20 protein-coding genes and 1 pseudogene are annotated in these 22,879 nt (G+C 63.2%); 10 read left to right on the top strand and 11 right to left on the bottom strand.

Features of this window, described 5'->3' with window-relative positions; genetic code table 11:
- Positions 1-53 precede the first annotated feature (53 nt).
- Positions 54-1,844 carry an AMP-dependent synthetase/ligase gene (locus tag ACPW75_RS16945; protein ID WP_077095914.1) on the bottom strand — a complete coding sequence of 597 codons (1,791 nt, stop codon included), beginning with the start codon at positions 1,842-1,844 and terminating at the stop codon, positions 54-56.
- 185 nt (positions 1,845-2,029) lie between these two features.
- On the opposite strand from ACPW75_RS16945, the pseudogene ACPW75_RS16940 reads away from it, so the two are divergent.
- A pseudogene (locus ACPW75_RS16940) lies at positions 2,030-2,575 on the top strand (hypothetical protein).
- A gap of 37 nt (positions 2,576-2,612) precedes the next feature.
- On the opposite strand, the gene rimI reads toward ACPW75_RS16940, so the two are convergent.
- Together rimI and ACPW75_RS16930 are read right to left on the bottom strand one after the other, a co-directional pair.
- The gene (rimI, locus tag ACPW75_RS16935; protein WP_029301988.1) at positions 2,613-3,062 is read right to left on the bottom strand and encodes a ribosomal protein S18-alanine N-acetyltransferase; all 450 of its coding nucleotides are present in this window, start codon (positions 3,060-3,062) and stop codon (positions 2,613-2,615) included.
- A gap of 50 nt (positions 3,063-3,112) precedes the next feature.
- A complete protein-coding gene (locus ACPW75_RS16930; protein WP_077095915.1) occupies positions 3,113-3,592 on the bottom strand; it encodes a DNA polymerase III subunit psi in 480 nt (159 codons plus the stop codon).
- A gap of 238 nt (positions 3,593-3,830) precedes the next feature.
- Between ACPW75_RS16930 and ACPW75_RS16925 the strand changes: the two genes are divergently transcribed.
- Both ACPW75_RS16925 and viaA read left to right on the top strand, forming a co-directional pair.
- Entirely contained in the window at positions 3,831-5,438 is a 1,608-nt protein-coding gene (locus ACPW75_RS16925; protein ID WP_179101380.1) for an ATPase RavA domain-containing protein, read from the top strand.
- Between the two features lie 52 nt (positions 5,439-5,490).
- Positions 5,491-6,945 carry an ATPase RavA stimulator ViaA gene (gene viaA / locus ACPW75_RS16920; protein WP_077095917.1) on the top strand — a complete coding sequence of 485 codons (1,455 nt, stop codon included), beginning with the start codon at positions 5,491-5,493 and terminating at the stop codon, positions 6,943-6,945.
- Between the two features lie 9 nt (positions 6,946-6,954).
- Here viaA and ACPW75_RS16915 read toward each other — a convergent pair whose 3' ends face one another.
- On the bottom strand, positions 6,955-7,959 hold the full coding sequence (locus ACPW75_RS16915; RefSeq protein ID WP_043127922.1) for a sensor domain-containing diguanylate cyclase: 1,005 nt from the start codon (positions 7,957-7,959) through the stop codon (positions 6,955-6,957).
- A 223-nt stretch (positions 7,960-8,182) separates the two neighbouring features.
- Here ACPW75_RS16915 and ACPW75_RS16910 point away from each other — a divergent pair, with 223 nt between their 5' ends.
- The 3 genes from ACPW75_RS16910 to ACPW75_RS16900 all read left to right on the top strand — a co-directional run bounded on the left by ACPW75_RS16910 (position 8,183) and on the right by ACPW75_RS16900 (position 12,396).
- A complete protein-coding gene (locus ACPW75_RS16910) occupies positions 8,183-10,045 on the top strand; it encodes a GGDEF domain-containing protein (protein ID WP_077095918.1) in 1,863 nt (620 codons plus the stop codon).
- A 254-nt stretch (positions 10,046-10,299) separates the two neighbouring features.
- Complete coding sequence (prfC, locus tag ACPW75_RS16905) at positions 10,300-11,889, top strand: peptide chain release factor 3 (RefSeq protein WP_085946238.1); 1,590 nt, start codon at positions 10,300-10,302, stop codon at positions 11,887-11,889.
- 168 nt (positions 11,890-12,057) lie between these two features.
- On the top strand, positions 12,058-12,396 hold the full coding sequence (locus ACPW75_RS16900; RefSeq protein ID WP_045790638.1) for a nuclear transport factor 2 family protein: 339 nt from the start codon (positions 12,058-12,060) through the stop codon (positions 12,394-12,396).
- A gap of 66 nt (positions 12,397-12,462) precedes the next feature.
- On the opposite strand, the gene ACPW75_RS16895 is transcribed toward ACPW75_RS16900, so the two are convergent.
- Positions 12,463-12,957, bottom strand: a complete 495-nt coding sequence (locus ACPW75_RS16895) for a MarR family winged helix-turn-helix transcriptional regulator (RefSeq protein ID WP_135320598.1) — start codon at positions 12,955-12,957, stop codon at positions 12,463-12,465.
- 62 nt (positions 12,958-13,019) lie between these two features.
- On the opposite strand from ACPW75_RS16895, the gene ACPW75_RS16890 reads away from it, so the two are divergent.
- Positions 13,020-13,478, top strand: a complete 459-nt coding sequence (locus ACPW75_RS16890) for a carboxymuconolactone decarboxylase family protein (protein ID WP_011704690.1) — start codon at positions 13,020-13,022, stop codon at positions 13,476-13,478.
- A 57-nt stretch (positions 13,479-13,535) separates the two neighbouring features.
- Here the strand turns inward: ACPW75_RS16890 and ACPW75_RS16885 are convergent, their stop codons facing one another.
- Positions 13,536-14,474: a bifunctional helix-turn-helix transcriptional regulator/GNAT family N-acetyltransferase gene (locus ACPW75_RS16885; protein ID WP_077097973.1), complete on the bottom strand. Its 939-nt coding sequence runs from the start codon at positions 14,472-14,474 to the stop codon at positions 13,536-13,538.
- A 207-nt stretch (positions 14,475-14,681) separates the two neighbouring features.
- Complete coding sequence (locus ACPW75_RS16880; protein WP_179101522.1) at positions 14,682-15,719, bottom strand: alkene reductase; 1,038 nt, start codon at positions 15,717-15,719, stop codon at positions 14,682-14,684.
- Positions 15,720-15,907: 188 nt separating this feature from the next.
- Between ACPW75_RS16880 and ACPW75_RS16875 the strand changes: the two genes are divergently transcribed.
- Positions 15,908-16,474: a TetR/AcrR family transcriptional regulator gene (locus ACPW75_RS16875; RefSeq protein ID WP_024944533.1), complete on the top strand. Its 567-nt coding sequence runs from the start codon at positions 15,908-15,910 to the stop codon at positions 16,472-16,474.
- 196 nt (positions 16,475-16,670) lie between these two features.
- Here the strand turns inward: ACPW75_RS16875 and ACPW75_RS16870 are convergent, their stop codons facing one another.
- Positions 16,671-17,006 (bottom strand): endonuclease domain-containing protein, encoded by a 336-nt coding sequence (locus ACPW75_RS16870; protein ID WP_044799187.1) that lies wholly within the window; start codon positions 17,004-17,006, stop codon positions 16,671-16,673.
- Positions 17,007-17,330: 324 nt separating this feature from the next.
- Positions 17,331-18,284 carry a LysR family transcriptional regulator gene (locus ACPW75_RS16865; protein WP_425904331.1) on the bottom strand — a complete coding sequence of 318 codons (954 nt, stop codon included), beginning with the start codon at positions 18,282-18,284 and terminating at the stop codon, positions 17,331-17,333.
- Positions 18,285-18,438: 154 nt separating this feature from the next.
- Between ACPW75_RS16865 and aguA the strand changes: the two genes are divergently transcribed.
- A complete protein-coding gene (aguA, locus tag ACPW75_RS16860; RefSeq protein WP_077097967.1) occupies positions 18,439-19,536 on the top strand; it encodes an agmatine deiminase in 1,098 nt (365 codons plus the stop codon).
- Between the two features lie 126 nt (positions 19,537-19,662).
- Positions 19,663-21,366, top strand: coding sequence for an amidase (locus tag ACPW75_RS16855; protein ID WP_077097966.1), 1,704 nt, complete (start codon positions 19,663-19,665; stop codon positions 21,364-21,366).
- Positions 21,367-21,470: 104 nt separating this feature from the next.
- Here ACPW75_RS16855 and ACPW75_RS16850 read toward each other — a convergent pair whose 3' ends face one another.
- On the bottom strand, positions 21,471-21,863 hold the full coding sequence (locus ACPW75_RS16850; protein ID WP_425904330.1) for a hypothetical protein: 393 nt from the start codon (positions 21,861-21,863) through the stop codon (positions 21,471-21,473).
- A gap of 65 nt (positions 21,864-21,928) precedes the next feature.
- Positions 21,929-22,879, bottom strand: coding sequence for an IS1595-like element ISAeca5 family transposase (locus ACPW75_RS16845; protein ID WP_279962591.1), 951 nt, complete (start codon positions 22,877-22,879; stop codon positions 21,929-21,931).

The raw sequence follows: 22,879 nt of genomic DNA, 5'->3' as shown, positions 1-22,879 counted from the left end.
TGAAGCGGCTTTTTTATTTCCTTGAACCCGAGCGGTATCAGACGTGGTTGTACTCAGACATGGTTATACATGGCCTCGATCTCGCTCTGGTACTTGGACTCGATGATCTTGCGGCGCAGCTTCATGGTGGGAGTCAGTTCGCCCAGCTCCATGGAGAAGGCGCTCGGCAGCAGGGTGAACTTCTTCACCTGCTCGAACTTGGCCAGCTCTTTTTGCAGATCCTGGATGCGTGCCTCGAAGAACTCCACCACCTTGGAGTGGCGCAGCAGTTCGGTCTTGCACTGGTACTGCAGGTTGATGGAGCGGGCGTACTCTTCCAGCGACTCGAAGCAGGGCACGATCAGCGCCGACACGAAGTGGCGGGCATCGGCGACGATGGCGATCTGCTCGATGAAGCGATCCTTGCCGATGGTGCCTTCCACCAGTTGCGGGGCCACGTACTTGCCGTTGGAGGTCTTCATCAGCTCCTTGAGGCGCTCGGTGAAGTAGATGTTGCCTTCGCTGTCGAGTTCGCCAGCATCACCGGTACGCAGGAAACCATCCTCGGTCATCACCTCGGCGGTCGCTTCCGGCTTGTTGTAGTAGCCGCGCATCACGGTGGGGGAGCGCACCAGCAACTCGTTGTTCTCACCCAGTTTCACCTCGATGCCGCAGAGCGCCGTGCCGATGGAGCCCAGCTTGAACTGGCTGTCTTCGTAGCAGCAGACGGTGGCGGTGGTCTCAGTCATGCCGTAGCCGTACTTGAGGTTGAGCCCCATGGCCTGGAAGAAGAAGTTAACCTCGTCGGCGAGGCGGGCGCCGGCCACCGGCAAGAAGCGGGTACGGCCGCCGAAGCGGGCGCGCAGCTTGCGAAACACCAGTCGCTCGGCGAGCCAGAGCTGGCCGTAGAGCAGCGGCGAGGCGGTCTTGCCCGCCTGGCGGGTAGCGACCATCTGCTTGCCCACTTTGGTGGCCCAGCCGAACAGGGCCTGGCGCAGACGCGGCGCCTGGGCCACCCTGGCCTGGATCATGGCGTAGGCCTTCTCGTAGAGACGTGGCACGGCGCACATCACGGTCGGCTGCACCTCGCCGATGACATCCATCACCTTCTGCGGATCGCGGATGTAGACGTTCTCGGCGCCGCAATAGAGCACGTAGTAGCTCCAGGCCCGCTCGAACACGTGGCTGAGCGGCAGCATGCAGAGCGACACATCCTGCTCGTTCAGATCGAGGCGGCTGTTGTGCATCTCGAAGCAGGCGGCGATGTTGGCGAAATCGAGCATCACCCCTTTGGGCTCGCCGGTGGTGCCGGAGGTGTAGATCAGGGTCAGCAGGTCATCCATGCGGTACTGGCTCTCGCGCTCGCGCAGCACCTGCTCGCTGGGCTGGTGGTTGCCGGAGACCAGGAACGTCTGGAAGTGGCTTGCCTGCGGGCAGCCGCGCAGGTTGACGCTGCCGTCGAGGGCGACCAGCTGGCGGATCTCGCCGCTTTCAATCAGTTGCAGCGCCTGGTCGTACTGAGGCTGTTCGCCGACGAACAGCACCTTGATGCCGGCATCTTTGACGATGTAGCGCAGCTGATCGAGCGTGCTGGTGGGGTAGATGGGGACGCTGACGCCGCGGGCGGCCAGGATGCCGAGATCGGCCTGGGTCCACTCCGGCATGTTGCGGGCATAGATGCCGACCATCTCGGTGGGCTGGTGGCCGGCGCGGATCAGCGCCTGGGCACAGTAGTCCATGGCCTGTCCCAGAGTACGCCAGCCGATGGCACGCCACTGGCCATCCTGTTGTACGCGCAGAGCGGCCTTGTTGCCAAGCCGGGCGATACGCTCCCGCATCAGTCGAACCAGGTGGTGTTTCGGCATCAGTCAGACATCCTCAAGTAACAGTTGTACGCCCTAAGGGGCACTGAAAATCGCGCTGGAGTTTAAACTCTAAGATTACAGCTTACAAGTGTTCGCCATTTGTCTTGGATCACAAAGTCGTCAATTAGGGTGAGCTTGAGGCATGATGGGGTCTGACATGCGGAGCCATTCAGGGAGGGTGAACAATGAGTGTCGGCATCAAGGGGGTGGTGACCGGGGTATTGCTGTTATTGGCGGGGGCCGGCGGCCTCTGGTTTACGCTGGGAGGCACGGGGAGCTAGGAGGACAACCCCTGGCTGAGCGGCGCCGAGGGCTACGCGCAGGCGCAGCAGCTGGCCTTGCAAAAGGGCTATCCGCTGCTCTACGTGATCGAGCGCGCCAAATGCCGGCGCTGCAAGCTGCTGGATACTACCCTGTGGCAGTCAGCGGAGATGGCGCCGGTGCTGGCCCGGCTGGTCAAGGTGCGCCTCAACCCGGATGCGGGGGATGGCAGCGAGCACATTCTGCGCCGCTTCCCGCAGGTGGCAACGCCGCCAGGCATCTATGTGCAGCAGCCGGGCGAGCCGCTCAAGCCCATCAAGATAGTGGTGGATATCCAGCAGATCTGGATGCCCGGGGTGACTTGGCAGCGCGGCTTCTTCATGCCGCTCTCTGCCGCCGGGTTCGAGGCGGTGCTGCACACCACTCAGAGCCTGCAGGATCCGGCCCTCGACAACGCACCGCTGCTGTAGTGCTGCAGATGTAGTGCCGCAGATGTAGCGCGGCGGCTTAGCCGAAGTCGAACAGGCGGGACATCAGCACGGCATCTTCCCGATCCTGGCCGGTGCCGTAGTAGTCGGCGCGCCGGCAGTACTCGGCAAACCCTTCGCTTTCGTAGAGGCTGATGGCGGTGCTGTTGCCGGCCCGCACCTCGAGGAACCAGGCCTCGGCCTTGTTGGCCTTGCTGCGGGTGAGGTACTCCTTGAGCAGCACCCGCCCCAGCCCCTTGCCCTGAAAGTCGGGGTGCACGCAGATGTTCATCAGCGAGCTGTCGCCCGCCACCAGATCCGAGATGTAGAAACCGGCCGGCTGGCCGTCGACCAGCAGCAGGCCGTTGAGGTAGCGCGGCCCGAAGCAGGAGAGCAGGTTGGCCTGGCTCCAGGGCTCCTTGTGGGCAGCCTGTTCGATGGGGTAGATGAGCTCGAAGTCGGTCTCGAGCAGGGGACGAAATTGCACCATGATGGCTCCGGGTCGGGGCGGCTGAACGAAGAGAGGGTGGGGCGCGGCGCTCAGCCGAGGCGCCCCTTGAGCTGCTGCCACAGCGCCCGTTTCTGGGCCGGGCTGGGCGCGAGCGGACAGATCAGGGCCTCTGGCCAGGCGGGATCGGCCGCCTCCAGCCAGAGCAGGGGCGGAGTGTGGCCAACGGGCAGGCTGCTCAACAGGTTGACCTCGTCGCTGCCGATGCCGAGCAGCTGGCAGAGATCCGCCAGCAGGCCGGGGGCGGGCAGCCGGCTCGCCAGGATCCAGAGCTTGCCGCTTGGTGGCTCGCTCGGCACGGCCGAGGCGGGGGCTGCCTCCTGCTCACTTGCCGGGATCTCATTGGCCGGCGCGGGCGCAATCTGATGGCCCGCCAGCAGGGCTGGCCGGCGCAGTTGCCAGCTTGGGATGCCCATCCGGGCCAGCAGGTGTTGCCGCAGGCGATCGGATGCCTGGTCAGGTTGCTTGGGGGCGGGCTCCCGCGCTGTGGTCAGCTGCACTGGATCTTGCATGGACGATGACTCAGTCTTGATCTGCATTGATGAAAAAAGCTCTGCGCAGGGTACACTCGAACGCGTTTTGCTGCATCTTTTGCGGTATGTTTTAGCCAGGTGAGGCGGCCCGGCGCTCGGCAACCGGCCGGAGCGAGCCACAGGCGGCCTCCCGACAATCCAACAAGCAGGACAGGGAACCTTCGATCGCGTCGCGGGTGTGCCGGTTCCAGACAACCCCAGTATCGGAAGTGTGCCTATGCCACCTTTAGCATCACAGAATCTTCGTCTCGCCCCCATTCACGAGCGCCTGCCACGCCTGCTGTCGGCCCTCGGCGAGGGGCTCTACGAGCGCCAGGATGCCCTGCGGCTCGGCCTGCTGGCGGCCCTGTGCGGCGAGAGCGTGTTTCTGCTGGGCCCGCCCGGCATCGCCAAGAGCCTGATCGCGCGGCGCCTCAAGCTGGCCTTCTTCGATGCCCGCCACTTCGAATACCTGATGACCCGCTTCAGCACGCCGGAGGAGGTGTTCGGCCCCCTCTCCATTCAGGCGCTGAAGGAGGATGGCAAGTATCTGCGGCTCACCGCCGGCTACCTGCCTGAGGCCGAGGTGGTGTTCCTCGACGAGATCTGGAAGGCAGGCCCCGCCATCCTCAACACCCTGCTGACCGCCATCAACGAGCGGCAGTTTCGCAACGGCGACAGCCAGCACCCCATCCCCATGCGGCTGCTGGTGACCGCCTCCAACGAGCTGCCGGCCCCCGACAGCGGGCTGGAGGCGCTCTACGACCGCATGCTGGTGCGGATCTGGATGGACCGGGTGCAGGAGAAGGCCAACTTCCAGGCCATGCTGGCCAGCGACGGCCAATCCCACCAGAATCTGCCGCCCTCGGTGCAGATCCACGGCGAGGAGTACCTGGAGTGGCAGGAGCAGATCGACCGGATCCGGTTGCCGGACGACTGCTTCGAGCTCATCTATCAACTGCGCCAGCAGCTCGACAGCCAGCTGGCCCACAGCTGCTACGTGTCGGATCGGCGCTGGAAGAAGGCCGTCAGGCTCATCAAGGCGAGCGCCTTTTTCAACGGCCGCGACGAGGTGGCCCCGCTCGATCTGCTGCTGTTCAAGGATTGCCTCTGGCATGACGAGGCCTCGCGCACCGCCCTGCTGGAGATGATGACCGAGTTCTCCCGTCTCTACGGCTATCAGCAGCTGGCCATGACCCGTCAACTGATGGGGCTGCGGGAGCAGTTCAAGCTGCTCAAACAGAGCGTGGCCCAGCGCCTGTGCTGCAAGGCCAGAAAGCGCCAGCAGTGGTTCGGGCGCCGCGCCCGCGGCATCCAGATCCCGCTGGCCAACGCCCGCCCGTTCGGCAAACTGGCGCACTTCCACCTGCTCACCCCGGCGGCGCTGGATGGCGACGATCCGGAGCGGCTGGTTGAGACGCTGGTGTTCGACCGCACCCTGCTCTCCCACTGGCATCCCACCGGCGAGGCACTGGTGGGCTGGCCGCTCGGCAACCCCAAGGAGGGCCACTACGAGCTGGTGCTGGACGACGAACTGCGGCTGCACGTGCTGGACTTGCAGCGCCAGCAAATCCCCCTGGTGCTGGTGGAGCGCAACCCCATCCCCGAGGTGGTGATCGCCCCCTGGCAGGCCGCCCTGACCGGGCTGCTGGCAGAGGCTGGCGTGCTGGCGCAGGAGCTCAAGCGCCAGCGCAACCTGTTCGAGCGCCATCAGCAGCACCTCTTCATCGGCCGCCACTGGCTGCAGCAGGTGGAGGACAGCTTCTTCGTGCTGAACCGGGATCTGGACCAGCTGCGCACCGACCTCAGCCACTGGCACGACCGGCTGCCGCAGCTGGACGCCTGAACCATGGCGAGCGCGAAAGGGACTGTGGTGAGCCCGGTCGGCGGAGGTCGCCATGCTTGAGATCGGCATGATGGATCTGGGGCTGCTTATCGGCGAGGGGGAGCTGGCGGGCGAGATGGCACTGCTGTTGGCCTCTACCCCCAAGATCTCCGAGTTCATCAAGCGTTCTCCGCTGCAGGGCAAATTGTTGAAAAAGCGCATCCGCCGCTGGAGCGAACAGCTGGGGGAGGAGATGCGCCACAAGCCGGTGCCGGTGGCGCTGGAGCAGGAGTATCGCCTCTATCAGGCCCACAAGGGGTTGCCGCTGGCCGAGCTGATGGGACGCTTGCCGGCCCTGCTGGATGGGCTGGAGCAGTACAGTCCCTTCGCTGGCGAGGCGCGGAGCCTGGTGCGCCAGCTGATGGCCCACCCCACCGACAGCCAGCGCCAGCTGCTGATCGAGAAGTGGCGCACCAGCCTGGTGGGCAGTCTGCTGCAGTTGCAGCAGCAGATCGCCGAGGCGGAGCGGGAGAAGCAGCGCCAGGAGATCGAAGATCAGCTGCTGGCGAGCCGCACTCTGGCCGATGCGCTGGACCCCAACCAGATCTCCGCCGGCGGGCTGTGGGACCTGGCGCAGGGCAGTTGGCACAAGCGCAGCCTGGTGCTGGTCAAGCAGTACGCCCGCATGTTGCAGCGCGAGCCGCTGCTGGCGGAGATCGCCAACCTGCTGGGGCGCAGCCAGCAGGACAACCGGGCCAACGACTCGCCGGTGCCGCCGGTGCAGGTGCACGAGCTGGAAGAGGTGCAGACCGACGACGTGCCGGACGATCTGGTGGGCATTCACCCCGCCAGCGATCTGATGCGACTGTTGCCGAGCGAGGCGGTGATGCTGGCGCTGCCTGAGCTGGAACTGGAGTTCTACCGCCGCTATCTGGAGCGGCGCCTGCTCAGCTACCAGTCGCGCGGCACCCTGCCGCGCCAGCGCATCATGCTGCGCACCCCGGAACTCGGTGGGCGGCAGTTGCAGCAGCGGGGGCCCTTCATCGTCTGCATCGACACTTCGGGCTCCATGGGGGGATACCCGGAGGAGTGCGCCAAGGCGCTGTTTCTGGCGCTGCTCAAGGTGGCGATGGACGAGAAGCGGGGCTGCTACCTGATGCTCTTCTCCACCGAGGTGGCGACCCTGGAGATCACCGCCGACACCGGGCTCGACAAGGCGGAGCGCTTCCTCTCCATGAGTTTTCACGGTGGCACCGATCTGGTGCCCTGCCTCGAGAAGGCCCTGATCAAGCTGGATGACCCCGCCTTTGCCAAGGCGGACGTGCTGGTGGTCTCCGACTTCATCGCCCAGAGCCTGCCCCACAGCCTGCTGGAGCGGATGAACCGCCAGCGCAAGCAGCAGACCCGCTTTCACGCGGTGGCCATGTCCCGCCACGCCAAGCCGGCGCTGCTGCGGGTGTTCGACAACAGCTGGCTGCTCGATTGCGGCCTGCGCGGGCGCCTGCTGCGGCGCTGGCAGCGCAGCTGAGCCGGGCCGTCAGCAGCGAGGCTGGTGGCCGAGCCCCCGTTCGTTGACCTGCTCCTGATCCAGCAGCGGCTGGCCGCTTGGCTGGGAGACGTAGAAGCCCCGCTTGCCGCTGCGCTTGACCCGATACATGGCCTGATCGGCGCGAGCCAGCGCCGTGCTGAAATCATCCTGCGGCCGGATCGCCGCAATCCCCATGCTCAATCCCACCGAGGCGTCGCCGTTGGGCAGCTCGAACGGGGTGGAGATGGCGTTGATGCACTGGCGGGCCAGGTGGCTGGTACGGGGATCGTCGCTGGTCCAGGGCAGCAGCAGCACGAATTCGTCGCCGCCGAGCCGGCCTATCTTCACCCCCTCCTCGCAGCAGTCGCGCAGCCGGCGAGTGAGGGCGATCAGCAGCTCGTCGCCGGCGCGATGGCCCAGGTTGTCGTTGACCTGCTTGAAGTCGTCGAGATCGATGAAGCAGATCGCCTGGTACTCCTGCGGGAACTGGCGCTGCAACGCGGTGCGGTTGAGCAGGCCGGTGAGGGGATCCCGGTGGGCCAGCTGGGCCAGCTGCTGCTCGTACTCTTTCTCGTGGGTGATGTCGATGTGGGTACCCATCACCCGGATGGGGTTGCCCTGTGCGTCCCGCTCCACCACCCGGCCCCGATCCAGCACCCAGGTGGTCTTGCCATCCTTGGCGATCATCCGGTGCATCACCTGATAAAACGGGCTCTTGCCGCTCAGGTGATCGAAGAAAGCCTGTAGCACCCGCTCCCTGTCTTCCGGATGCAGGTGCTCGCGCCAGACGTCGAAGTGGGCCGACAGCTCCTTGGGCTGGTAGCCGAGCATGGCGCCCCAGCGGCGGTTGAAGATGATGAGCTTGCCGGTGGGCACATGGTTCTGCCAGATGCACAGGCCGGTGCCGTCCATGGCGGCTTCCAGCTTCTCCCGCGCATCCTCGGCGACCCGCTTGAGCCGTTCGTTCTCCTGCAGCAGCTTGTCGTAGGCCGCCTGCAGCTCCTGGTATGTCATCAACCCGCGCTTCCCTGTAGTGGATGGCGCTTATAGTCGATGCTGATTTTCCATCTGTAAAGAGGCACGAGGGGTCAGTGTGAGAGCCCGCCAGATCTGGCTGATTTTCTCTCTTTCTCCCTGGTGGCTGTGTGCTTGAACAAGGCAGGATATGATGGTCATAGTGAACACACCTGCCTAGCTGCACCACCAGAGGGGAAACCGAACCGGCATGAAACGCATCATGACCCTGATCCTGCTGACGGGATTGTGCACGCCCCTCGCCTGGGCGGCCCGGGCGCCGCTGACCGAACCCCAGCTCTCCCGCGAGCTGCAACTGCTGGAAGAGGGCTTCCAGCCCGACCGCATATTCCGGCTGCGCATCGCCGCGCTGGTGGCGAGCAAGGATGAATATCCCCTCGACGTGCAGGGGCGCATCGTGCGCCTGCAGTGCTGGGCCATGCCCGCCGAGTGGGACAGCGAGTATCGCGCCGTGGTGGCCTTTGCCGATCAGCAGCTGGCTATCGCCCGGGCCCGCAAGGACAGGATCACCGAAACCGGCCTGCTCACCTGTCGCGGCTTTCACCAGCAGCTGCTCGGCAACATGGACCAGGCCAAGGCCGACTATCAGCAGGCGCTGGTACTGGCCCGCCGACTCGGCGATCGGCTGCAGGAGGCCGACATCCTCAGCTTTCGCGGCGACATGTACGCCTATCAGGGGGAGCTGGCGGAGGGGCTGATGGAGCTTATCGAGGCGCACAAGCGCTTCGAGTCGCTCGGGCAGGATGGCAAGGCGCGGGAGGTGCTGGCCCAGATCGCCAACGCCTACCGGCGGATGGGGCTCTACGAGCGGGCCGAGGGCTATTTCAAGGAGCTGGAGCACGACTACGGCACCCTGGGGGATCAGGAGCGGCTGGTGGACATCCGCTCCCAGCAGGGGCTGCTCTATGCCGAGATGGGGGAGTATGAACGGGCCCTGCCGTTGATGATCCAGGCCGAGCAGCTCTACCGCTCCCAGCAGAAGGAGGGGCTGCTGGCCTGGATCCAGATCGAGATCGCCACCATCCTGCTCAACCAGAACAAGGTGGTTGAGGCGGTGAGCAAGCTGCAGCAGGCGGATGCCATCCTGCGCGGTGGCGAGAGCTCCGACAGCGTGACTTTGGGCCACTGGCAACTGGTGATGGGCATGGCGGAGGCGGCGCAGAGCAACCCGACCAAGGCGCTCTACTACCTGGCCCAGGCCGAGCCCATCTTCGTCAAGGAGAAGAACCAGCGCTTCCTGGCACGGGTCTACGAGGTGCGGGCCCGGATCCTGGAGCAGCAGGGGCAGATCAACGGGGCACTGGCCAGCCTCAAAAAGTACGTCGAGACCAAGCACTCTCTGGAGCGGGTACTCAGGGAGCAGCGTTCGTTGCAGATGCGCTTCGAGTTCGATCTGGCCCGCAAGGAGCTGGAGAACCAGGCCCTCAAGACCAAGCAGCTGCTGCAGGAGGCCAAGCTCAAGCAATTGCAGGAGCGGCGCCATTGGCAATATGCAGTGGTCATTCTGTTGCTGCTGGTGATGGGCATGCTGGCGCTGCATCAGTTCAACCGCTCCCGCAAGATGCGCCGGCTCGCCATGACCGACGACCTGACCGGGCTGCACAACCGCCGCCAGATCCAGGCCAAGGGGCAGGCCTGGTTCAAGCAGGCGCGAGAGCATGGCAAGACCTTGTCGGTGCTGCAGCTCGACATCGATCACTTCAAGCAGGTCAACGACACCCTGGGCCACCACATGGGGGACAAGGTGCTGGCCGAGGTGGCCAGCTGCGTCGCCGCCCAACTGCGCTCCCTCGATCGGGTCGGGCGCAACGGTGGTGAGGAGTTTCTGGTGCTGCTGCCCGACACCAGCCTCGACGAGGCGGTCGAGGTGGCGGAGCGGATCCGCCATCGGGTCGCCCAGCTGCGCATCGACGGGATGCCGGAGGGGCAGCCGGTGCACGTCAGCATCGGCTGTGCCCAGTACAGCCCCCTCGACGAGAGCTTCGGCGATCTGGTGCAGCGGGCCGACGAGGCCATGTACCGGGCCAAGCAGGCGGGCCGCAACCAGGTGATGCGGGCCGAGTAGGGCGCGCAGGCCACCCTGCTCGTCTGCAAAGCCGGGCTGGGTATTTTTCACTCGCGCGGGTATAATGTCGCGCAATTTTGCTTTGGCTCAGGTGAGAAGACCCATGTAACGCAACCCTCTTCCTCTCTCCACCGGTTGGTCTGATGCCAGCTTGGTGTGGCTCGTTGCGTATCCATGCCGGACCGTGAGTCAATGCGGCACTCCGGAATTATCCCACGGTGGCTTAAGGCCACCGCCCAATAGAAGAACGTTGAATTATGTCAGCTGAATTTCTGAGTGAAGTCTCCAAGAGACGCACTTTTGCGATCATCTCGCACCCGGATGCGGGTAAAACCACCATCACCGAAAAAGTCCTGCTGTTCGGACAGGCCATTCAGCGCGCCGGTACCGTCAAGGGCCGTGGCTCAGGCCAGCACGCCAAATCCGACTGGATGGAGATGGAGAAGCAGCGTGGTATCTCCATCACCACCTCGGTGATGCAGTTCCCCTATGCCGATTGTCTGGTCAACCTGCTCGACACCCCGGGTCACGAGGACTTCTCCGAAGATACCTACCGTACCCTGACGGCGGTCGACTGCTGCCTGATGGTCATTGACGCCGCCAAGGGTGTTGAAGACCGGACCCGCAAGCTGATGGAAGTGACCCGGCTGCGTGACACCCCCATCCTCACCTTCATGAACAAGCTGGACCGTGAAGTGCGCGATCCGATGGAGGTAATGGACGAGGTGGAGCGCGAGCTCAACATCATGTGTGCCCCCATCACCTGGCCCATCGGCTGCGGCAAATCCTTCAAGGGGGTGTACCACCTCTACAAGGACGAGACCTATCTGTATCAGAGCGGTCAGGGCCACACCATCCAGGAGAAGCGGGTGGTCAAGGGGTTGAACAACCCGGAGCTGGACGCGGCCATCGGCGAAGATCTGGCGGCCCAATTGCGCGGCGAGCTGGAGCTGGTGCAGGGCGCCTCCCCCGAGTTCGATCACGATGCCTTCATCGCCGGCGAGATGACCCCGGTCTTCTTCGGTACTGCGCTCGGCAACTTCGGTGTCGACCACATGCTGGACGGCCTGACCGACTGGGCACCGTCGCCCATGCCGCGCAAGGCCGAGAGCCGTGAAGTGGCCGCCACCGAGGAGAAGTTCTCCGGCTTCGTGTTCAAGATCCAGGCGAACATGGATCCGAAACACCGCGACCGCATCGCCTTTATGCGCATCGTGTCAGGTACTTACAGCAAGGGCATGAAGATGCGCCACGTGCGCATCGGCAAGGACGTGAACATCTCCGACGCCGTGACCTTCATGGCCGGTGACCGTGAGCAGGCGGAAGACGCCTTTGCCGGCGACATCATCGGTCTGCACAACCACGGCACCATCCAGATCGGCGACACCTTCACCCAGGGTGAAGATCTCAAGTTCACCGGCATCCCGAACTTTGCGCCGGAACTGTTCCGCCGCATCCGCCTGCGCGACCCGCTCAAGCAGAAACAGCTACTCAAGGGGCTGGTGCAGCTCTCCGAAGAGGGCGCCGTGCAGGTGTTCCGCCCGCTCATCAGCAACGATCTCATCGTGGGTGCGGTCGGTGTGCTGCAGTTCGACGTAGTGGTATCGCGCCTCAAGAGCGAATACAACGTTGAAGCGCTGTACGAGGCGGTCAACGTCTCCACCGCCCGCTGGGTGGAAGGGACCGACGTCAAGAAGTTCGAGGAGTTCAAGCGCAAGAACGAGGTCAACCTGGCCCTCGATGGCGGTGACAACCTCACCTACATCGCGCCGACCATGGTCAACCTGCGCCTGGCCCAGGAGCGTCACCCGGACGTCCAGTTCCGCCAGACCCGCGAGCACTGACAAGTGCTTGCCCGCTAGGCAGACAAGATAAAAAAAGACCCCGCCCAGGCGGGGTCTTTTTTTGCATGGCGATCAAGGTGCAAATGGGGGCTGAGCTGCCGTCATCCGTCGACAAGGGGGGCGATGCCCCCTATAAAGGAGGCTGTTACATGATTCAGGGAGTGATGCATGTCGGTCGAACTGCCCGTCGAGGCACAATTTAACGCTTACAACGCCCACGATCTCGAGGCCTTCCTGGCCTGCTTCGCCGAGGCGTTCAAGGGATACCGGATGCCGACGGAGAGCCCGAGCACAGTGGGCAAGGGGGCGCTCAGAGCCTTCTATGCCGAGCATCGTTTCAACAACCCGGCCCTGCGGGCAGAGCTGCTGTCGAGAACCGTCATCGGCAACAAGGTGTTTGATCACGAGTTGATCTATGGCCTCTCCCCCGAGCCGCTGGAGAGCATGGCGGTCTTCGAAGTAGAGGCGGGCCTTATCAAGACGGCCTGGTTCTACTTCCCCACCTGAAAGGCGCCCAGCGCCCCTGTCTGCCTTGGCCTGACTGCAAACACCGCCCGCTAACACCGGCTGGCGTCAGGCCTCGCCCTCCATGCCGCTGGCGAGGCTCGCCAGCCAGCGTTTGACCAGTAGCAACTCCTCCTCGGCCAGCGGGGCGGCCAGCTCCTGCTCCAGCCGGGCGACCCTGGCCTTGGCCTCGGCCAGCAGCGCGGCGCCCGCCGGGCTCAGGCTGAGCTGCTGGATGCGGCCATGCTGGAGGTGAGGAGTGCGGGCCAGCAGGCCGCTGCGCTCCAGGCTGGTCACCATGGGGCTCACCGTCTGGGGGGTGAGCAGGGTGAGGCGGGCGAGCTCGGCGTTGGAGCTGCCGGGATAGGCATCCAGCATGGTGAGCAGGGCAAACTGGGGCGCCGTGATGGGCAGGTCCGCCAGCGCCCGCTCCATGCGCAGGCGCTGGGCGGCCGCGGCCTGGCGCAGCAGATAGCCGAGGTGGCCCGCTTCGCCGCGCTTGCCCTCGCCGGGGGCGGGCAGGGGGATGGGCAGCTCTGTACTCAAGGGGGGCTTGTTTATCATGTCAGGGTGCTGATATGTTGTTCGTGCCCTGATATTAAATCATGCCCAAGGAGAACACCAGAATGAGCACCCGCATCGATTACCCCGACTTTCGCCAGCTGCTGCCGGCGGCTCACGACGCCCTGATCGCCGCCGGCAAGGCGGTGGACGAGGCTGGCCTCGACAAGAGCCTGAGCGAGCTGGTGAAGCTGCGTGCCTCCCAGCTCAATGGCTGCAGCTTCTGCCTGCAATATCACCTGAACATCGCCCGTCGCAGCGGGGTGGGGCAGGCCAAGCTGGATCAGCTGGCGGCCTGGCGCGATGCCACCGTGTTCAGCGCCCCGGAGCGGGCGGCTCTGGCCTGGACCGAGAGCCTGACCCGGCTGCCGCCGGACGGTGTACCCGACGCCCTCTATGGCGAGCTGCGCGAGCACTTCAGCGAGGCCCAGATAGTGCAGCTGTCGGTGACGGTGGCCACCATCAACAGCTGGAACCGGCTCGGGGTGGCGCTGCGTTTCGTGCCGCCCGCCGCCCAGCTCTGAGCGGCAGCCAAACAAAAGGGCGGCATCGCTGCCGCCCTTTTGTCCTTAGCTGATCACTCAGGCCGGTCGTTGGCCATCCTCGGCGCCAAGCGCCAGCACCATGCAGATCTCGCAGGCATCGTGGCCGGTGCAGCCAAGCGGGCCCGGCAGGTGCTCGAAGCCCAGGGATTCGTAGAGCGCGGTGGCCTCGCGCAGCACGGCGGTGGTCTCCAGGTAGCAGCGCTGATAACCGAGCGCGCGCGCCTCGTCCAGCGCCTGCAGCATCAGCCGGCGTCCCAGCCCCAGCCCGCGCAGGGAGGGCATGAAGTACATCTTCTGCAGCTCGCAGACTTGCCCCTCTTCCCCCGCCAGCGGCGCTATGCCACCCCCGCCAAGAATGGTGCCGTCCGGCCCCTCGATCACCCAGTAGCGGCTCTGCGCGCCCTGATAGGTCTCATGCAGCCGATCCAGATTGGGGTCGGCCACCCCGTAACCCTTGTCGGCGGTGAGGCCGTATTCGGCGGAGACGGCACGGATCACGGCGGCGATATGGGGGTTGTCGGCGGCTGTGATGGGACGGATGCGGTAACCCTGCTGGCGACGGGCGCGGGAGAGGGCGCTGCGATAGAGGCGCAGACCGGTCCACAGCTGCTCGCGCTCGGCGAGGGTGAGCTGGGCCAGGGTCTCCTCCATGGCGCTGTCCATCTCCTGATGCAGATCCAGCAGCTGGGCCTGGCCGGCGATGGTGAGGCGCGCCTCCTTGCTGCGACCATCGGACGGATGGGGGTGCCAGCTGATGAGCTCGCGCTCGGCCAGGCGGGCCAGCGGGCGGCTGGCGTTGGACTTGTCGATGCGCAGCCGTTCGGCCAGTTGCTGGTTGGTGGCGGGACCGCTCTCCAGCTCGATCAGCAGATGGGCTTCGAGCGGGCTGAGCGCCAGTTCGCCGCACTGCTGGGAGAGCATGCCGAGTTCGCGTACCAGATCGCGCGACAGGGCGCGCAGGGGGCGGGGATCCATATCAGGGCTTCCTATTTGGTTGTCATAAACAACCAATATAGCCAACTAGTTGTTACTAGCAACTTTTTTTATTGCGCTGGCGAGGGATCGTGAAATCGGCGGGCATAACGAGCGGACACAAAAAAGGGCCCGGGAGGGGGCCCAAACATTGGAAACCCGCGCGAGGGCGCGGATCCCATCCTTGGTCAGGCAAGGTGCCGGCGAGCGTTAGACCAGCTCGGCCAGCATGGTGTCGGCATAGGGAACCAGGGCGTCGCCCTGTTTCACTTTGGCGAGGTAGTCCGGGTTGGCGATAAGCGGGCGACCGATGGCGACGAGGTCGAAGCGGTCGGCCTTGATGGCCTCGGCTGCGGTCTCGGCGCTGTAGTTGCCCACCCCCACCAGATGACCCTCGTAGCGGGCGCGCAGGTAGTCGGAGGCGCGGCCGTCCAGGTAGTCGAAGGTGAGGCTGTCATCGAAGATGCCCAGATGCACATAGGCCAGGTTGCGCTGGTTCAGCTCGGCCAGCAGGTGGTCGAACACGGCGCGATCCCGCGCATCCCCTTCGAGGTGCACGTAGGCGCCGGGAGAGAGGCGCAGGCCCACCCGATCCCCGCCGATGCGGGCATTGATGGCATCCACCACCTCCAGCGCGAAGCGGCTCATATTTTCCGGACTGCCACCGTAGTTGTCGGTGCGCAGGTTGCTGGCGTGGTGCAAGAACTGATCGATGAGGTAGCCGTTGGCACCGTGGATCTCCACCCCGTCAAAGCCTGCTTCGATGGCGTTGGCGGCGGCCTGGGCGTAATCCTCGACCAGCTGGGCGATTTCGCTCTCGGTCAGGGCGCGCGGCACCTGATAGACCAGCTCGCGCATGCGGGGCACAGTGCCCTCGTGGGCGACGGCGGAGGGGGCCAGCACTTCGGCGTGGTGGAAGAAGGGGTGGGATAGACGACCCACGTGCCACAGCTGGGCGAAGATCTTGCCGCCGTTGGCATGCACGGCGCCGGTCACTTTCTTCCAGCCGGCTATCTGCTCGGCGCTGTAGATCCCCGGGGTATTGGGGTAGCCCTGCCCGTCCGGCCGGATAATGGTGGCTTCGGAGATGATGAGGCCGATGTCGGCGCGGCGCGCGTAATAGGCGGCCATCTGCTCGGTGGGCACCAGGCCCGGGCCTGCCATGCAGCGGGTGAGGGGAGCCATCATGAAACGGTTGGCGAGGGTGAGGGTGTCGTTGAGGCGATAGGGCTGAAACAGGGTCTTCATGATCGTCTGTCCTGAGGGAGTGATTCTTGAACGTGCATTCAAGACGTTTTTTGTTTTGTGTGCAAGTCTTTTTTGAACGAGCATTCAACATGGGTTGGTGTTGCCGGCCCGCTGGGGTAAACTTGCCGCCCTCTTATTTCCCCTCGCCGGCCCCTGGTCGGTGAATCCGCTTTTTCAACGGAGAAACCATGCGCAGCGCCGAGTTCAACCGGGACGACGTCTTGCGAAATGCCATGGAGGCATTTCGGGCCAAGGGTTACGCCAAGACCACCATGCAGGAGCTGGTGGCGGCGACCGGGTTGCATCCGGGCAGTCTCTACGCGGCGTTTGGCAACAAGCGCGGCCTGCTGCTGGCGGCAGTCGATCACTATGTACAGGAGAAGAGCGCCCTGCGGCGCAGTTTCTTCGCCGCCGCTAGCCCGCTGGCGGGGGTGCAGGCCTATCTCGAGCAGGTGGTGAACGACGCCCTCTGCGGCACCTGTCTGGTGACCCGCACCCTGATGGAGCTGGCGGAGCAGGACGAAGAGCTGCACCTGAAGCTCAAGGCCATCTATGGCGAGCTGGATGCCGATCTGGCGGCGGTGCTGAGCCTGGCCCTCGAGCGCGGCGAGCTGGCGGCCGGGCGCGATATCCCGACCCTGACCGCCTTCCTGCTCATCAACATCCAGGGCCTGGTCACCTTTGCCCAGTGCCGCCCCGATCCCGCCCTGCTGGGCGGCGTGGTCACCCAGTTGATGACGGCCCTGCGGGCGTAATGCGCCGCCCAGAAACAACCATGGCTCCCGCGGGAGCCATGGTTGTTTCTGGGGATGTCACACGCCGCCAAGTTGTTTGCTCCCTTCTCCCCTTGCGGGAGCCATGGTTGTTTCTGGGGATGCCACACGCCGCCGGGTTGTTTGCTCCCTTCTCCCCTTGCGGGAGAAGGGTTGGGGATGAGGGGGAGGGCTCTGCTCAGTGCAATGAGAGCAAAAGAAGTTCCAGTACGGCCTCCATCCGGTTCAACACATCGTTATTCCACACCCTGATCACCCGAAAGCCCTGCTGATTGAGGTAGGCCGTTCTTGCGCCATCATATTGCCGCCCTGCCGGTTCGTTGTGCTGTGACCCGTCTACCTCGATGATCAGCCTCTGCTCAAGAGAGATGAAATCGACAATGTAGGGCCCGATGGGCATCTGGCGACGGAATTTCACCCCGGCCAGACGGCGGTCGCGCAATTGCAGCCACAGCTTCTGTTCGGCAAGGGTGGCTTCTCGCCTCATTCGCTTGGCAAACGGATGGGTTCTCATGGTGCCTATCCAGAGCTATTTGACCCTATTAGATATAGCCATTCCCCGGTCTGGTGACTGAGTGGGTGGCGTCCCCTCACCCTGCCCCTCTCCCAGAGGGAGAGGGGACAGATCGAGTGACAGTTGTCATTTTGTTGGTCATCTCGGGGCCATCGTGGCGTGATGTGACAATGAGCTGATGAATCGATAGGTCGATGTGCTGGTGGGATGTATTTCGCCCCGGCAGACAGGTTGTCAGCCATGTTGCCAGTGGCGCAGGCTCAGCTCCCTTCTCCCCTTGTGGGAGAAGGGTTGGGGATGAGGGGGCGGTCACATCCAGCCGGGTTACTCCGGATTCACCAGCTCCTTCATCAAATCCTTCAGCCACACCAGCGCGGGTTGCTGTGCATGCACCGGATGCCAGACGCAGTTGAGGTGATAATCCGGCACATCTTCGGGCAGCGGCAGGCTTTTCAGCGGCCAGTGGCTGGCGAGCAGCTCGGCCACCATGCTGGGCAGCACCAGCAGGTGATCGCTCTGGCTGACGATGGCGGCGGCGGACATATAGCTCTGGCTGTTGACCGAGATGGTGCGACTGAAGCCCAGCGTCTTCAGATAGCGATCCAGGCTCGCCTCCGAGGTGCCAAGGGGCGAGTGGAACACATGGGGCATCTCGATCAGTTGCGCTAAGCTGACGCGCTCGGCCTGCAGCGTTGGGTCATCCCCACTCTCTGCGAGTGCCGGGGCGGCCATCGGCAGATCGGCGCGCACCAGCCCGGCCAGCGGCTCGGTGAGCCAGGTCTCCTTGCCGAGATACCCCGGCACCTGCATGTATTCGTCAAAGCCCAGCACCAGGTCTATCTCGCCGCTCGCCAGCTCGGCTTCGGGCAGGGTGTCGCGCAAGATGCGGATCTCGATGGTGAGTCCGGGCGCCAGCCGTTTGAGGCGCTGGATGAGCGGCGGGATCAGCACGCACTCCACGTAATCCGTGGTGCAGAGCACGAAGCGGCGCTTCGACTGGCTCGGTTCGAACACCTCCTCATCGCTGAGTTGCTGCTCCAGCAGTCGCAGCGCCTGCTGTACCCCCAGATGTAGCCGCTGGGCGCGCGGTGTCGGCAGCATCCCCTGCGGGGTGCGCACCAAGAGCGGATCGCCAAAGAAGGTACGCAGCCGGTTGAGCGCATGGCTCATGGCGGGCTGGCTGATAAAGAGCATTTCGGCGGCGCGGGTGACACTGCCCTGCGCCATCAGGGCGTCAAAGGCGAGCAGCAGGTTGAGGTCGAGCTGGTGCAGTTTCATCAAGATTATTTGCCAAGCTTATGGGACAATCCATCCTATTCATTTGATGGATGTGAGCGCAACTTCTTACACTGCGACCACTGTTATTTTTCCAGGATCCCCGCGCGGCGTTTCGGTGCCAACTGGGGTCTCAATCCATGCAAGGAGCCTTGCGATGAGCATCAAGACCATGAACACCACGCCGGCCGCTGACGGCTTCACCATGCCCGCCGAGTGGGCACACCAGCAGGCCGTCTGGATGATCTGGCCGTTTCGCCCGGACAACTGGCGTGAGGCCGGTCGCTTCGCGCAAGCCACCTTCGCCAAGGTGGCGGATGCCATTGGGCAAGCCACCCCGGTCTTTATGGGGGTGCCGGCCCAGTTTATGGCGCAGGCTCGCGCCATCATGCCTGCCCATGTCACCCTGGTCGAAATGAACAGCGATGACTGCTGGGCCCGCGACAGCGGCCCCACCATCGTCACCAACGCGGCCGGCGAGTGCCGTGGGGTGGATTGGGGCTTCAACGCCTGGGGCGGCCACAAGGGCGGTCTCTACTACCCCTGGGATCAAGACGAGCAAGTGGCGGCCCAGATGCTGGCACAGCACGGCATGGCCCGTTACGATGCGCCGCTCATTCTGGAAGGGGGCTCCATCCACGTCGACGGCGAAGGCACCTGCCTGACCACCGCCGAGTGCCTGCTCAACGAAAACCGCAACCCGCACCTGAGCAAAGAGCAGATCGAAGCTCACCTGCGCGACTATCTGGGTGTGCAGAGCTTTATCTGGCTGGACGAAGGCGTCTACATGGACGAGACCGACGGCCACATCGACAACATGTGCTGCTTCGTGCGTCCGGGTGAAGTGGCCCTGCACTGGACTGACGACCAGAACGATCCCCAGTACGAGCGCTCCCTGGCCGCCCTCAAGGTGCTGGAAGCGGCGGTCGACGCCAAGGGTCGCAAGCTGAAAGTGTGGAAGCTGCCCCAGCCGGGCCCGCTCTACTGCACTCAGGAAGAGTCTGCCGGTGTCGAGAGCGGCACCGGTGTGCCGCGCGAGGCAGAAGGCCGTCTGGCCGGCTCCTATGTGAACTTCCTCATCACCAACGATCGCATCGTCTACCCGCTGCTGGATGCCGCCACCGACGGCGAAGCCCAGCGTATTCTGGAAGAGATCTTCCCGGAGCATAAGGTCGTCGGCGTGCCGGCCCGCGAGATCCTGCTGGGCGGTGGCAATATCCACTGCATTACTCAGCAGATCCCTTCAGGTCAGTAAGCTGGTCGAAGAGTGTAGAAATTCAAAACCCCACGCCGTGGGGTTTTCTCTCTTGATGACATGATGGTCGCAGGCGCTGATGCGGCGATCATCATTTCAAACAGTCACCCTTTACAGGAGATCCCCATGATCGAAGTGACAGAGGTTTCCATTGCCGAGCTGCGCGGTGCGCTCGAAGCAGGCCGCACCACAGCGGTCGAACTGGTCAAGGCCTATCTGGCCCGGATCGAGGCTTACAACGGCCCCGAGACCGACACCAAGCTCAACGCTTTGGTAGTGTCCAATCCTGATGCGCTGAAAGAGGCGCAAGCGTCCGATGAGCGCCGCGCCCGTGGCGAGACCCTGAGCCCGCTCGACGGCATCCCCTACACCGCCAAAGACAGCTATCTGGTCAAGGGGCTGACCGCCGCCTCCGGCAGCCCGGCTTTCAAGGATCTGGTGGCCCAGCGCGATGCCTTTACCGTCGAGCGGCTGCGCGCCGCCGGTGCCATCTGCCTTGGCAAAACCAATATGCCGCCGATGGCCAATGGCGGCATGCAGCGCGGCGTCTATGGCCGTGCCGAGAGCCCCTACAACGCCGACTACCTGACCGCGCCCTTTGCCTCCGGCTCCTCCAACGGTGCCGGCACCGCCACCGCCGCCAGCTTCTCCGCCTTTGGTCTGGCCGAAGAGACCTGGTCGAGCGGCCGTGGCCCGGCTTCCAACAACGGTCTGTGTGCCTACACCCCGTCCCGTGGCGTCATCTCGGTACGCGGCAACTGGCCGCTGACCCCGACCATGGATGTGGTGGTACCTTATGCTCGCACCATGGCCGATCTCTTGGAAGTGCTCGACGTAGTGGTCGCCGACGATGCCGACACCCGCGGCGATCTATGGCGCTTGCAGCCCTGGGTCAAGATTCCCAAAGCGTCCGAGGTGCGTCCTGCTTCCTACCTTGAGCTGGCTGCCAAGCCCGATGCCCTCAAGGGCAAGCGCCTCGGCGTGCCGCGCATGTTTATCAACAAGGATGAACTAGCCGGCACCAGCGAAAACCCCGGTATCGGCGGCCCGACCGGCCAGCGCATCCATACCCGCGAGGCCGTGATTGCCCTGTGGGAGCAGGCCCGTCAGGCGCTGGAAGCCGCGGGCGCCGAAGTCATCGAAGTGAACTTCCCGCTGGTCTCCAACTGCGAAGGGGACCGACCCGGCGCGCCGACCGTGTTCAATCGCGGCATCGTGAGCCCGGAGTTTCTCAACGACGAGCTGTGGGAGCTCTCCGGCTGGGCGTTCGACGACTTCCTGCGTGCCAACGGCGATCCCAAGTTGAACAAGCTGGCCGATGTCGATGGGCCGAAGATCTTCCCCCACGATCCGGGCACCCTGCCGAACCGCGAGGGCGATCTGGCGGCGGGCATGGACGAGTACGTCAATATGGCCAAACGCGGCCTCAAGCGCTTTGACGAGATTGCTTCGGTGCCGGATGGCCTGCGTGGGCTGGAGAAGACCCGCAAGCTGGACCTGGAGGACTGGATGGACGGGCTCAAGCTCGACGCCGTGCTGTTCCCCACCGTCGCCGACGTCGCCCCGGCTGATGCGGATGTGAATCCAGCTTCCGCCGATATCGCCTGGAGCAACGGCATCTGGGTTGCCAACGGCAACCTCGCCATTCGCCATCTCGGCGTGCCGACCGTCACCGTCCCCATGGGGGTGATGGCCGATATCGGCATGCCGGTGGGCCTGACCTTCGCCGGTCGCGCCTATGACGACAACAAGCTGCTGCGCTTTGCCTCGGCCTTCGAGTCTACCGGCAGCAAGCGGATGGTGCCGCCACGCACGCCGCCGTTGGGGTGATTATTGGCAGAGTTTAAATAGCCAGTGTTAGTCTGGTGATAACAAAAATAAAGCCTACCAATAATGCTGGTGGGCTTTACTCTTTTTAAGAGCACCCTAATAGATTAACAATCTATATCAGTTTCACCGAAAATTTCCACGGCTGAACGTGCCACTTGGGGGAAATTAATAGACCATTCGCTATTTCCATTATAAGGGCTTTTGATTAGGTTGGCGCTTTTGTGTGTTAACACCATTTCATAGTATTTTATTTCTTGTCGTCTACCCTCCATCATTTTAATTATTGTATGCCTTACTTCATCTGGGCAGCGGAGGCCGAAAGTTATCTCTTCTAACTTTAGAGGGGAGTCTTGAAGACCTGTGCTGCTTATCAGGCGATATTCTTTTTCATATCTCCATGCACTGCTTTTCTTTAAAAGAATTTCATTCTCAATGGTTGTTTGTTCATCTTTATCATTTTTAACGAATGCCTTATAAAGAGATGATGTTTTTATCACCCCATACTTGCCATATATAACTGGCCTTATATTAGGTGTAGGCTTTCTATCATTGCTATACCTGATTACCCATGACCCTCAGCCAGCTTCAAGAGCCGATATGGCATCGGAGGGCTTGCCACGACTGCATGCCCCAATTCAACCAACATGCTCTTGAGGTCAAAACGATGATTAAACCGGAAGCAGTATTCCGCAAGATGCCTTGGTAAATGCTTCGCTCCGAGCGTATGGCAACTGCCCCGCAGCGAGTTCTTCACATTCCCTATCATCGTGTTTACCCAGTTGAATGCCGGATGATCCAGCAAATCAAGGTTGCCCCCGGTGACAACACCCAGGTGCTCACAATTGGCCTCCTTGACCGCTTTGAAACAGGCCAATCCATCGGATATCACCGCGCTACCACTAGCAAGATGCCGTTTTGCCCAATCAGCAATGACGTTGGTTTTGAAACCATCGACCACCGTCATCCGCATCTTGATTGGATGCCCTTCCTTGTTCAGGGCTACTGCTGCCACAAACGGCGTCTTGCCTGCCGCGCCGCGACCTCGTTTGCCACCACGGCGCTCTCCACCCCAGTAGACATCATCGAGCTGAATGATGCCGCTGATGGGCTGCTTGTCATCGGACTCTTTCATGGCTTGCAGCAGCTTGTGCTTGAGCATCCAGGCGGTGTCATATTTGACGTCCAACTGGCGCTTTAGCTCCATCGCTGACAAGCCAGTTTTGGTCTGTGACAGCAGCTGCATCGCCAGAAACCACTTGGTCAGTGGGAGTTTGGTGTTTGCAAAAATCGTGTTTCCAGTCAATGACATCTGGTGACGGCAGTTATTGCATTGCAGCACGCGTGGCCGACTTTTCAGGCGACAGCAGGTCTTGTTGGCGCACTCAGGACAGATGAAACCGTTCGGAAAACGCCAAGCAAGCAGCGCGTTTTCGCACTGCGCTTCAGTGCCATAGTCCTTGAAAAAATCAAACAGGCTGTAGCCTTTCTGGAATTGGACTTTGCTTTTGGCCAT

Source organism: Aeromonas sp. FL131 (genome assembly GCF_049860615.1).
In the GTDB taxonomy this organism is placed as follows: domain Bacteria; phylum Pseudomonadota; class Gammaproteobacteria; order Enterobacterales; family Aeromonadaceae; genus Aeromonas; species Aeromonas hydrophila.
This window is presented reverse-complemented; position numbering and strand designations above follow the sequence as displayed.